The sequence below is a fragment of the Mycetocola sp. Y444 genome, assembly GCF_059445295.1.
The window spans coordinates 766,979-778,920 of record NZ_JCAIUB010000001.1; the positions used below are offsets into that span (position 1 = coordinate 766,979).

Genomic DNA, 11,942 nt, shown 5'->3' on the forward strand with positions numbered 1-11,942 from the left:
AAGACAAATGGATCTCACAGTTCTCTGGTTCGGCATCATCGCCTTCCTCTTCGTCGGGTACTTCGTGCTCGAGGGGTTCGACTTCGGCGTGGGGATGAGCCTCCCGTTCGTCTCGAAGGACGACACCGACCGTCGCGTCGTCATCAACACCATCGGCCCCGTGTGGGACCTCAACGAGACCTGGCTCATCGTTGCCGGTGCGTCGCTCTTCGCGGCATTCCCCGAGTGGTACGCGACGCTGTTCAGCGGGTTCTACCTCCCGCTGCTGATCATCCTTATCGCGCTCATCATCCGCGGAGTGTCATTTGAATACCGCCACCAGCGGCCGGAGAAGGAGTGGAAACGTCGCTTCGACCGGATGATCATCACCGGCAGCGCCATTCCCGCCTTCCTCTGGGGTGTTGCCTTCGCCAACATCGTCCGCGGTGTGGCGCTTGACTCCGGCCACAACTACACAGGAACCGTCTTTGACCTGCTGAACCCGTACGCGCTTCTGGGCGGCGTCACCACGCTCCTCCTGTTCTTCACCCACGGAGCCGTGTTCCTCACGCTCAAGACCGAGGGCGACCTCCGGGTCAGGTCCCGTGCCCTCGCAATCCGCGCTGGCGTCCTCACGGTTCTCGTCGCCGCGTCGTTCCTGGTCTGGACCGTGTTGTCTTACGGCACCCTGCCGGCATTCATTCTCGCCGCTGCGGCCGCCGTGACCCTGATCGCCTCGGTGTTCGCGAACATCAAGGGCAGGGAGGGCCAGGCTTTCACGCTCATGGCGCTCACGATCACCTTCGCGGTGCTCACGCTCTTTGCATCGCTGTTCCCCGACGTGATGCCGGCGAGCAACGACCCGGCCAACAGCCTGACCATCGAGAATGCGTCGTCGAGCCCGTACACGCTCCAGGTCATGAGCTGGACCGCGCTTATCGCACTCCCGCTCATCCTCGCGTATCAGGCCTGGACCTACTGGGTGTTCCGCAAGCGGGTCACTCGCGGTCACATCGAGGCCGTCGAAGACTCCCACGTCCCCGCGGCAGACTAGCCTTTGAGTGTGCGTCCCCTCGATCCCCGGCTCCTTCGATACGCGGTCAGTGCACGGTGGTTCCTGCTCGCAGGAGCTCTCGTCGGCATCGCCACCACCGCCTGCATCGTCGCTTTCGCCTGGCTCATCACCGAGTGCGTCACCGGCGCAATCGACGGGCGCGGTCTCGATGAACTGATGCCGTACATCGGCGCACTCGCCGGCGTCGCGGTCATCCGTGCCTCGCTCGTGTACGCGCAGGACCTCATCGCTGCGAGGGGTGCCGCGAGGGTCAAGAGCGAGCTCCGGCTCCGTGTTCTTGACGCTGTCCGGCTGCTCGGGCCAGCGTGGCTCGCCGAACACAACACGGCTCGAGTCGCGACCCTGCTCGGCAGGGGGATGGATGCGCTCGATGACTACTTCTCGAAGTACCTGCCCCAGCTGATCCTGACGGTGATCGTCACACCGGTGATTGTCGTCGTGATTCTGATTCAGGATCCGGTATCCGCGCTTTTCATCCTTGTGACGCTGCCCCTCATTCCGCTCTTCATGGTTCTGATCGGCTGGGCGACCCAGGCGGTGCAGCGACGGCAGTGGTCGGTACTCGGAACCCTGTCGTCCGGTTTCGTCGACACTCTGGGCGGCCTGGCGACGCTCAAGATCTTTGGCCGCGAATCGCGGCAGGTCACACGGATGCGCGCGATCACGACGGATTATCGCGTGCAGACAATGAAGGTCCTCCGCGTCTCCTTCCTGTCGAGCTTTGCGCTGGAACTCGCCGCGAGCCTGTCGGTCGCGCTCGTCGCTGTGTCGATCGGCCTTCGCCTCGTTGACGGGTCGCTCGTGCTCGGTGTCGGCTTGTTCGTCCTTCTCCTCGCACCGGAGGCTTTCCTCCCGCTTCGCCAGGTCGGCGCGAACTTCCACGCCGCAGCCGAGGGCGTCGCGGCCGCCGAAGACGCGTTTGTCGTCCTCGATGAGGCGCGGGAACTGCCTGCGGATGCCGCGGTGCCAGCGGGTGAGGAGCGCGGTTCCGGCGTCCTCCAGTTGCGAAACGTCAGCGTCGACTACGGGTCGGGTCCGGTGTTCGCCCCCGTGTCGACCGAGTTCACTCCAGGTCGGCTGACGGTCATCGCCGGGCCGAGCGGATCGGGCAAGTCCAGCCTCGTCGCCGCGATTCTCGGCTTCGTGCCGCGCTCAGGCGACATCTCGCTTGGTGGAGAGCCCGTGCTCGCCCAGGACCGCCCGTGGCTCGCCTGGACCGGGCAGCGGCCGTCGCTGTTCCTCGGGACCGTTGCCGACAACGTGGCACTCGGGTCCGGGCATCCAGACCCCCAACGCATCAGGACCGCACTCGCCCTCGCCGCGGCCGGTGAACTGTCGCCCGACCTTCCCGTCGGCGTCGCGGGCTCCGGGCTCTCCGGCGGCCAGGCGCAGCGCGTTGGTGTCGCACGGGCGATCTATCGCACGCTGGAGAACTCCTGTTCTGTTCTTCTGCTCGACGAGCCGAGTTCTGCACTCGACCACGAGACCGAAAGTCGGCTGCTCGACGGCCTCGCGAGCATCGCGCGCTCGGGAACCGCTGTGGTCGTCGTGAGCCACCGGGCCGCCGTGATCGAACGCGCTGACGCTCTGCTTCACGTCAGCTCACTCGCGGGGGTGTCGGCATCATGAGTGCGGTACCCCATGGCTCAAACACGGTGAGTGCCGGCCAGGTTCGCGCGGTTCTCACCACCGCGCTGCCCAGGACAAAGGGAGCGATCCTCGGTGTCCTGTTCGGGATCCTCGCCGCCCTGTGCACCGTGGCGCTGCTCGCAACGAGCGCATACCTCATCACCCGCGCTGCGGAGCAGCCGCCCATTCTCTACCTGTCGATGGCTGTCGTCGGTGTGCGCGCATTCGCCCTCGGGCGTGCGTTCTTCCGCTACCTCGAGCGCCTCGCCAGCCACGACGCCGCTTTCCGGCAGCTGGAGACCGTCCGCGTGGATCTTCTGCGGAGACTCATCCCGCTCGCGCCCGATGGGCTCGGCCGGACCCGCCGTGGTTCGCTGCTGTCCTCGCTGGTCTCCGACGTCGACGAACTCCAGAACCTGCCGCTCCGGGTGCTCCAGCCCCTGGTTACGTCCCTCGGCGTTGCCGCCATCGCCGTCTGGGTCGTCGCACTGATCTCGCCGGCGGCCGCCGCGGGACTCGCACTGGCCCTCGTCGCCGCATTTGTCATCGGAACCGTGGTCTCCGGCCGTGTCGCGGCATCCGCTGAACGGTCCCTCGCTCCGCGCCGCGCTGCGCTCGTGGACGCCCTCCTCGACTACCTCGGCAGCCTCGACGTTCTCATCGCGTACGGTGCCGAGGCGGAGGGGCGCCGCAGGGTCGAAGCCGCCGACAGCGCGCTCACCCGAGCCCTCACCGCGCGATCCGCTGGCGTGGGGATCGCTGCGGCAGCGCTGTCGCTGTGCGCCGGGCTGGCCGTCGCGTGGTCGCTGGTAGCGGGGATTCCCGGCCTGTCGGCTGAAAGTGGTCTCACCGGGCCTGCACTCGCGGTCATCGTCCTCGTTCCGCTCGCGGTCTTCGAGATCGTGGCGAGCGTTCCCCTCGCGGCGAGTGCGTGGAGGCAGGTGCGAGCGAGCGCTGAACGGATTGCCCGGGTGGCACCCACCGACGTGCCGAGCGAACTTCCCTCGGATGTCGGCACCGCCGAAGTGGCTCCCAACCCGACGGCACCCGTCATCGCGCTCTCGAACGTGACCGCACGCTGGCCGGGGGCGACGGCACCGGCTCTCAGCATTGCCTCCCTCGCGATCCAGCGCGGTGAGCGAGTGCTCATCGAAGGGCCAAGCGGCGCAGGGAAGACAACGCTGGCCCACGTGCTCGTGAGATTCCTCGACTACGAGGGGAGCTACGAGCTTGCCGGGCAGCAGGTGCGCGACCTCCCCTTCGCCGCCGTGCGCGGTGTGGTCGGGCTGTGCGAGCAGGTTCCCTACCTGTTCGACGAGAGCATCAGACAAAATCTCCTGTTCGCGAGGGACACCGCAACGGATGCTGACCTCATCGACGTGCTCGAGCGGGTCGGCCTCGGCGAATGGCTCGTCGCCCGCGGGGGTCTTGACGCCAGGGTCGGTGAGCGCGGCGCGCTCGTCTCAGGCGGACAGGCGCAGCGGATCGCCCTCGCGCGAGCCCTGCTCCGGGAATTCCCCGTCATCGTTTTCGACGAACCGACGGCGAACGTGGAGGCAGATCTTGCCGAATCGCTTCTCGTCGACCTGCTGCGCGCGGGCCAGGGTGACGACAGGACCATCATCCTGATCTCCCATGCCGACCTGCCGGACGGACTCGTGCACCGGCGGTTCCGGATCGAGTCAGGCATCCTGACCTCCGTGCTGTAGAAATGATGGACCATGAATGACGATGTTGCACCGGCCGTCGGGTTACGGGCTCGCAAGCGAGCGAAAACCAGGTCCGCGATCGAACACGCGGCGATCGCACTCGTCCTTGAGCACGGATACGATCACGTCACCGTCGAGATGATTTGCGCGGCCAGCGAGGTGTCGCAGCGCACGTTCTTCAACTACTTCGGTTCCAAAGAAGGCGTGATTTTGGGCCCGGCGCCGACACTCGACGACCTTGACGGCAAGCGGTTCATCTCAGAGCCGGGTAACGACATCGTGCATGACCTCGTCCGGATCATGGCATCCGCCCTCACCGACGAATCGGTCGATGCCGAACTTCTGCGGTCACGGTTTTTCATCATCACCGCCACACCGGAGCTTCTCGGCAGGCAAATGGACTGGATGGTCGCGCAGGAGAACGAACTCGTGGATCTGGTGCTCGCTCGTTTTGCCGCCTCGGGCCGCTCGGATGGCGACCTCCGCGATGAGGCGGCGATGGTGGTGGCCCTCGCGTTCACCGTGCTGCGTTACACGCTGCAGAAGATGTTCGTCGGTCCAGGCGCCGAGTCTGTCGAGGCAATTCTCACGCAGGCATCCGCCCTGATCAGGCGCATCGCCGCCGAGTGACACCGAGCGGTCACTCCGCCTCGCGGGGCTCACAGATCACCACGGGGATGTCGCGGCTGGTCTTGCGCTGGTAGCGAGCGTACCCGGGGTATGCGGCGACGATTCGTGGCCAGAGTTCGTTCTTCTCTGCCGGGGAGGCTGTGCGAGCGCGCATCTTGCGTGTCTTACCCGACACGGTCACCGTCACCTCAGGATTGCTGCGCAGGTTGAGGTACCAGTCCGGGTGGGTATCGCTTCCGCCCTTCGACGCGACGAGGACGAGTTTTTCGGGGTCAGAGATCGGCGTTGTCAGCATCGTCGCCCGAGGACGTCCGGATGACCTACCGATCGTGTGGAGTTCCACCACATCCATCGTCCCGAGCCGTGAACCGAGCCGGCCACCCGTCACGGCAAGTATGCCCCGGTGGAGGATGTTCATGGCGCGCATTCCCGCGTCGGTGATGGCTGCTTTCAGGCTCATGGTCGCGAGTGTACGTTGCCGCGGTCCGGACTCCCGGTGCGGTTGACCGCAGCGCGGTGGCTGGTACTCCGATGACGGGTGTATTGGACGATTAGGGCCCAACACGTCACGCGCGGGCATCTAGGGTATGAACTGTGCAATCCGGAACGACGACTCGAGCGCTGGACATCTGGGTCGACCCGGAAGAGGCGTTCCTCGCCCTGTTCTCGGAATCCGAGCACGCGTTCTGGCTCGACAGCGGCAGGTCCGCCGCGACCGGGTTCAGCTATCTCGGCGACGGATCCGCAACGCTCACCGCGTCGGTCGCCGACGGCACCGTCACGTACAGCGCTAGTGGGAACGAAACGCCGCGGGTTCGCGCCGCCACCGTTTTCGATGCTCTGGCCGATGTCCTCGCTGAAGACGCGGTCCGGGCTCACCACGACGTGACGGTCGGCGAGTTCACGGCCGGCTGGGTCGGCTGGCTGGGGTACGAGGCTGGCGCGGCCCATGTCGGAAACAGACATCACCAGTCGCGGTACCCGGACGCGGCCCTGGTGCGTGCCGAGCGCGTGCTCGTCTTCGATCACGCGGCGCGCACCGTGACCGCTGTCGTCGCCGCCGCTCAGGTGACTGGTGAGGTGGCGGGGCAGGTGGCGGCGGAGCCTGACTTCTCCTGGCTCGAGCCGCTGACGCGGCGCGGCATCACGGGGGAGAGCACCGAGCCCGCCGAGCCGGTCCCGGCCGGACCGGTCCGCTGGCGCCACGATCCCGGCGAATACGGCACGCTCATCGCCCGCGCGCAGGACCACATCCGCGCGGGTGACGCCTACCTCCTCTGTCTCACCAACGAGCTGCGCATCGACGGCAGCTTCGACGCGACCACCGTCTACCGTCGGCTGAGACGGTCAAGCCCGAGCCACCACGGCGGGCTCATCCGGATCGGTGGCGTTGCGCTCGTCAGTTCATCGCCGGAGCAGTTCCTCCGGATCACTCCCGAACGAACGATTACCACGCGACCGATCAAGGGGACGCGTCCTCGCGGTGATGGACCCGCGACGGATGCCGCCCAGCGCGATGGCCTGCTGGCGAGCGTGAAGGAGCGTGCTGAGAACCTCATGATCGTCGACCTCATGCGCAACGACCTCGGCCGTATCGCGGCACTGGGGAGCGTGCGGGTGAGCGATCTGTTGACCGTCGAGAGTTATGCCCAGGTGCACCAGCTCGTCAGTACGGTGACCGCCCGGCTGGCGGAGGGCGTGACGCCGGTGGCGGCCGTTGCCGCGGCGTTCCCGGCAGGGTCCATGACCGGCGCCCCAAAACTCTCAGCGATGACCCTGCTCGATGACCTCGAACGGGGTCCGAGAGGTGTGTACTCGGGAGCGTTCGGTTACTTCGGGGCCGATGGCGCCGTCGACCTCGCCATGGTGATCCGGAGCATCCTGATCGATCATGACGGAGCAGCCATCGGAACAGGCGGCGGTATCACGGCGCTCTCGGTCGCAGATGATGAGGTCGAGGAGACCAGGCTGAAGGCTGCCGCACTTCTCGATGCGCTCGGCGCAAGCCAACAGGAAGTAGGCTAGTTGGCTGGACTGTGAGTGAGCCCGCCCTGCTCCTGCAACGGTCATTTCCCGCTTATGAATGAGAGCCACGTGTCACACGACGAACTGAATCAGGCCAGCAACAGGTACGACTTTGCCGCGATCCAGAAGAAGTGGCTTCCGGTCTGGGATGAGATGAAGCCGTTTGCGACGGATGACGCCACCGACCGGCGCCCGCGCAAGTACGTGCTCGACATGTTCCCCTACCCCTCCGGTGACCTCCACATGGGGCACGCTGAGGCGTTCGGTTTCGGCGACATCGTTGCACGGTACTGGCGCCAGCAGGGTTTCAACGTGCTGCACCCGATCGGCTGGGACTCGTTCGGGCTGCCGGCGGAGAACGCCGCCATCAAACGGGGCGTCGACCCTCGCGGCTGGACCTACGAGAACATCGCCCAGCAGAAGAAGAGCTTCCGCACCTACGCGCCGTCCTTCGACTGGGACCGCGAACTGCACACGTCTGACCCCGAGTACTACCGCTGGACGCAGTGGCTGTTCCTCCAGCTGTACAAGAAGGGGCTCGCCTACCGCAAGGACAGCGCGGTCAACTGGTGCCCGTTCGACCAGACCGTGCTCGCGAACGAGCAGGTCGTCGACGGCAGGTGTGAGCGCTGCGGCAACCTCGTCACCAAGAAGAAGCTCAACCAGTGGTACTTCCGCATCACCGATTACGCCGACCGGCTCGTTGACGACCTCAAGCAGCTCGAGGGCGCGTGGCCGGCCAAGGTGCTCAGCATGCAGCGCAACTGGGTCGGCAGGTCGACCGGTGCCGACGTCGACTTCACCATCGAGGGCAGGGATGCCGCGGTTCCCGTCTACACCACCCGTCCAGACACCCTGTTCGGCGTCACCTTCATGGTCGTGGCCGTCGATTCCGAACTCGCTGCCGAGCTCGTTGCCGATGCTCCCGCCGAGACGCAGCAGGCGTTCGCCGAGTACCTCGAGCGCGTCAAGGGCGAGAGCGACATCGATCGCCTCAGCACCGAGCGTGAGAAGACCGGTGTCTTCCTCGAGCGTTACGCCGTCAACCCGATCAACGGGGAGCGCATCCCGATCTGGGCATCAGACTACGTCCTCGCGGACTACGGGCACGGCGCGATCATGGCCGTTCCCGCTCACGACCAGCGCGACCTCGACTTCGCCCGCGCCTTCGATCTGCCTGTCCGCGTCGTCGTTGACACCAACCAGCCTGTCACCGGAGCGATCCCGGTGCTCATCGATGGTGAGCTGCCGGACGATCTTCCTCCGACAGACCCCAAGGCCACGGGGGAGGCCCTCACCGGTCCCGGGCGACTGATCAACTCAGGTCCGTTCAACGGGCTGTCAAAGAACGCCGCCATGGCGAAGGTCACCGAGGCGCTCACCTCGTCCGGGCTCGGCCACACCGCCAAGAACTACCGCCTGCGCGACTGGCTGATCTCTCGGCAGCGTTACTGGGGTACCCCGATCCCGATCATCCACTGCGAGAAGTGCGGCGAAGTGCCGGTTCCCGAGGACCAGCTGCCGATCGAGCTTCCCTCGGCCGATGGACTCGACCTTCAGCCCAAGGGCACCAGCCCGCTCGGCGCGGCCGAGGACTGGATCAACGTGGCCTGCCCGACGTGTGGTGGACCCGCCCAGCGCGACTCAGACACGATGGACACGTTCGTCGACAGCTCCTGGTACTACCTGCGTTACCTCAACGCGACATCCGACACCGTGGCATTCGACCCGGCCGAAGCCGAGAAGTGGGCGCCGGTCGACCAGTACGTCGGTGGCGTCGAGCACGCGATCCTGCACCTGCTGTACTCGCGGTTCATGACCAAGGTGCTCTACGACCTCGACTACCTGACCTTCACCGAACCGTTCACCTCGCTGCTCAACCAGGGCATGGTGCTCATGGATGGCGCGAAGATGTCGAAGAGCCGCGGCAATCTGGTCGAGTTCGCCAGTGAACTGTCTCTCTACGGCGCAGACGCGCTTCGCGTCACCCTCGCGTTCGCGAGCCCGCCCGAAGACGACATCGACTGGGCGGATGTTTCTCCAGCCGGTTCCGCAAAGTTCCTCGCCCGCGCCTGGCGTGTCGCGCAGGACGTCACGAGCGCACCCGATGTGGTGTGGAAGAAGGGTGACGCCGCTCTCCGGCGCCAGACGCACAGGTTCCTCGCCGACGCACCAGGACTCGTTGAGTCATTCAAGTTCAACGTCGTGATCGCCCGACTGATGGAGCTCGTCAACGCGACCCGCAAGGTCATCGACACCGGCAAGGGACCAGCGGATCCCGCGGTGCGGGAAGCAGCGGAAGTCACCGCCGTCGCCCTCAACCTGTTCGCTCCGTACACGGCGGAAGACATGTGGGAGAAGCTCGGTTACGAGCCCACCGTCGCGCAGGTGCTCTGGCGCAAGCCCGACGCATCGCTGCTTGTTGAAGAGAGCGTCACGTGTGTCGTCCAGGTGGATGGTAAAGTCCGCGACCGGCTCGAGGTCTCGCCGCAGATCGCCTCGGACGACCTCGAGAAGCAGGCGCGGGCATCCGCTGGTGTCATCCGCGCGATCGGTGATCGTGAGATCGTCAACGTCGTCGTGCGTGCCCCTCGCGTGGTGAGCATCGCCACCCGGAAGTAGGGCTCAAGCGACACACGAGCCCGCCGTCCCTTCACAGGGGCGGCGGGCTCCTTGTTTTCCCCACGGTGCCTGCCGAGAGCATGGTTCCGGACAGGAGCTGGTTGGCTTCAGGCATGGCCATGCAGTCGGAGGGGCATTCTGAGCGTGGGGCCACCGGGGTAAGGCGGGCAGAGCTGCGGTCGAGGAAACCGGCTCACGTTCGGCTCGGTGCTGGAGCCGTGATCGTGCTCCTCATCGCGGGACTCGCGGTCGCCGTGGTCGTCTCGCTCATCGGATCGGCGGGAACGACGTCGACACTCGCGGTGCCCTCGGCCGAACGATCAACCGCGCAACCGGACAGCGCCGGGGCTGTCGCGTACGTCCATATCCTCGGCGCGGTTGCGTCACCGGGCGTCTACCGGCTGCGGGAGGGGGACCGGGTTCTTGATGCCGTCGCGTCAGCGGGAGGGTTCACCCCAACCGCCGACCAGCGCGGCGTAAACCTCGCGCGGTTCGTGGTCGACGGCGAGCAGATCCACGTGCCGGAGATCGGGGCCCAGAGCTCTGCGGATGCCGTCGCGCCGGGCACAGGGGCACCGGGCAGTGAGCGGGGAAAAGTGAACCTCAACACCGCGACGAGCCATGAGCTCGAGGAACTGCCGAGGGTCGGACCGGAAATGGCGTCACGGATCATCGCCTGGCGCGACACGAACGGGCCGTTCACCGCCGTCGACGAGCTGATGAGCATCACCGGAATCGGGGAGAAAACGTTCGAAGCGCTCAGGCAGCTGGTGACGGTCTGAGGCACGAGAGAGTTTCCCGGCGCCGGATCCGATGGTCGAACCGGGGCGCCGTCGGGCCTTTCGCCCCTGATGGGGATGTGCCCCGTGCGCGATGGTCATCACGGAGTCGACAGTGGTCTGAACATCGCGTCGCTCGTACTCCGTCATCCTCGTATCCTCCAAAGGAGTCATCATGAAAGCCGCCGTTGTCACCTCATTCACAGAGCCGTTGGAAATCCAGCAACGGGACGTTCCGGAGCCAGGACCGGGCGAGGTGCTTATCCGCCTGGAAACGTGTGGCCTGTGTCACACCGACATCCATGCCGCCCACGGCGACTGGCCGGTCAAACCGAGTCCGCCCTTCGTTCCAGGGCACGAGGGCGTCGGTATCGTCGAAAAGCTCGGTGACGGAGTGACCAGCAGGGCCGTCGGCGACCGGGTGGCGATCCCGTGGCTGGGTTACGCGTGTGGAGAGTGTCGATACTGCATCGACGGGCGCGAGACCCTGTGTGAGAACCAGCGCAACAGCGGCTACTCCGTCGACGGGGCATTTGCCGAGTACGCCGTCGCTTCGGCACGATTTGTTGTCAGCGTTCCCGAGGGCATCTCTCCGATCGAGGCAGCACCGCTCACCTGCGCCGGTGTGACCACGTACAAAGCGCTCAAGGTCGCCCACATCGTCCCAACCGAGCGGGTAGCGATCTTCGGGATCGGCGGTCTTGGACACCTCGCTGTGCAGTACGGCAGGATCATGGGCGGATCCGTCATCGCCGTAGATGTCGAGGATGCGAAGCTGGACCTGGCGAAGGACCTGGGCGCCGAGCACGTCGTGAACGCCGCGAAAAGCGATCCCGTTGAGGCCATCCGTGAGATCGGCGGCGCGGATGTTGCGCTTGTTCTTGCCGCGTCTCCGCGCGTGTTCGAGCAGGCGTTCGCGTCGCTTAACCGCGGCGGACGTCTGATCTGCGTCGGCCTGCCCGCTGACCAGGAAATGTCGGTGTCAATCTTCGAGACGGTGATCAAGGGCCTCTCGATCATCGGCTCGATTGTCGGCACCAGACAGGACCTCGCCGAGGTCTTCGCGCTGCACGCCGCCGGACACACGCGAATAATTGCGGAGACGCGACCGCTCGAAGGCGTCAACGACGCGATCGCCGAGGTTCTTGCCGGGAAGGTTCCAGCCCGGCTGGTCTTCGAGTACTAGGTTTTGTCCGAGGGCCTCGGTCTCCTCATTGGGCCGGGGTCCGGCGTTGTGTCAACGCCTTCGACTGATCCACACGATGCCCCACACCACGGCGGCGGCGACCGCGGTGAACAACGCCACGATGGCCAAGACAACGAGCAGATGTGTCATGCCGCCACCATACTCACCGTTCGGGGTTGGGCACCATAACCCGCCTCGGTCTCCACCCTCACTCCCGCACCGGTTCGCCGATACTGCGCGGGAACGGGTGGTCAGCCACACATCAGCGGAACAGTAAGGGCGGCCGCCGGAATACGACGACGAACGGG

The 11,942-nt window shown here is 65.9% G+C and carries 9 protein-coding genes; 8 read left to right on the plus strand and 1 reads right to left on the minus strand.

Features of this window, described 5'->3' with window-relative positions; genetic code table 11:
* Positions 1–7: 7 nt before the first annotated feature.
* The 4 genes from cydB to AC1C2M_RS03690 are packed head-to-tail and all read left to right on the plus strand — an operon-like array spanning position 8 to position 5,022.
* On the plus strand, positions 8–1,033 hold the full coding sequence (gene cydB / locus AC1C2M_RS03675; protein ID WP_495435308.1) for a cytochrome d ubiquinol oxidase subunit II: 1,026 nt from the start codon (positions 8–10) through the stop codon (positions 1,031–1,033).
* 9 nt (positions 1,034–1,042) lie between these two features.
* Positions 1,043–2,683 carry a thiol reductant ABC exporter subunit CydD gene (cydD, locus tag AC1C2M_RS03680; protein ID WP_495435309.1) on the plus strand — a complete coding sequence of 547 codons (1,641 nt, stop codon included), beginning with the start codon at positions 1,043–1,045 and terminating at the stop codon, positions 2,681–2,683.
* Positions 2,680–4,392, plus strand: coding sequence for a thiol reductant ABC exporter subunit CydC (gene cydC, locus AC1C2M_RS03685; protein ID WP_495434101.1), 1,713 nt, complete (start codon positions 2,680–2,682; stop codon positions 4,390–4,392). Before cydD ends, cydC begins: the two co-directional genes overlap by 4 nt.
* Before the next feature lie 12 nt (positions 4,393–4,404).
* Positions 4,405–5,022: a TetR/AcrR family transcriptional regulator gene (locus AC1C2M_RS03690; RefSeq protein WP_495434100.1), complete on the plus strand. Its 618-nt coding sequence runs from the start codon at positions 4,405–4,407 to the stop codon at positions 5,020–5,022.
* Positions 5,023–5,032: 10 nt separating this feature from the next.
* Here AC1C2M_RS03690 and AC1C2M_RS03695 read toward each other — a convergent pair whose 3' ends face one another.
* Positions 5,033–5,482: a nitroreductase family deazaflavin-dependent oxidoreductase gene (locus tag AC1C2M_RS03695; protein ID WP_495434099.1), complete on the minus strand. Its 450-nt coding sequence runs from the start codon at positions 5,480–5,482 to the stop codon at positions 5,033–5,035.
* Positions 5,483–5,616: 134 nt separating this feature from the next.
* Here AC1C2M_RS03695 and AC1C2M_RS03700 point away from each other — a divergent pair, with 134 nt between their 5' ends.
* From AC1C2M_RS03700 to adhP, 4 genes are all read left to right on the plus strand, one after another.
* Complete coding sequence (locus AC1C2M_RS03700) at positions 5,617–7,047, plus strand: anthranilate synthase component I family protein (protein ID WP_495434098.1); 1,431 nt, start codon at positions 5,617–5,619, stop codon at positions 7,045–7,047.
* A 69-nt stretch (positions 7,048–7,116) separates the two neighbouring features.
* Complete coding sequence (leuS, locus tag AC1C2M_RS03705; RefSeq protein WP_495435310.1) at positions 7,117–9,669, plus strand: leucine--tRNA ligase; 2,553 nt, start codon at positions 7,117–7,119, stop codon at positions 9,667–9,669.
* Between the two features lie 113 nt (positions 9,670–9,782).
* Complete coding sequence (locus tag AC1C2M_RS03710; RefSeq protein ID WP_495435311.1) at positions 9,783–10,451, plus strand: helix-hairpin-helix domain-containing protein; 669 nt, start codon at positions 9,783–9,785, stop codon at positions 10,449–10,451.
* A 172-nt stretch (positions 10,452–10,623) separates the two neighbouring features.
* A complete protein-coding gene (adhP, locus tag AC1C2M_RS03715) occupies positions 10,624–11,634 on the plus strand; it encodes an alcohol dehydrogenase AdhP (protein WP_495435312.1) in 1,011 nt (336 codons plus the stop codon).
* Positions 11,635–11,942 lie beyond the last annotated feature (308 nt).

What these genes read in the sequence shown, in the direction of transcription:
- cydB (WP_495435308.1), top strand. Translation starts at nt 8, where the DNA reads ATGGATCTCACAGTTCTCTGGTTCGGCATCATCGCCTTCCTCTTCGTC.
- AC1C2M_RS03690 (WP_495434100.1), top strand. Translation starts at nt 4,405, where the DNA reads ATGAATGACGATGTTGCACCGGCCGTCGGGTTACGGGCTCGCAAGCGA.
- AC1C2M_RS03695 (WP_495434099.1), bottom strand. Translation starts at nt 5,482, where the DNA reads ATGAGCCTGAAAGCAGCCATCACCGACGCGGGAATGCGCGCCATGAAC.
- adhP (WP_495435312.1), top strand. Translation starts at nt 10,624, where the DNA reads ATGAAAGCCGCCGTTGTCACCTCATTCACAGAGCCGTTGGAAATCCAG.
- cydC (WP_495434101.1), top strand. Translation starts at nt 2,680, where the DNA reads ATGAGTGCGGTACCCCATGGCTCAAACACGGTGAGTGCCGGCCAGGTT.
- AC1C2M_RS03710 (WP_495435311.1), top strand. Translation starts at nt 9,783, where the DNA reads ATGGCCATGCAGTCGGAGGGGCATTCTGAGCGTGGGGCCACCGGGGTA.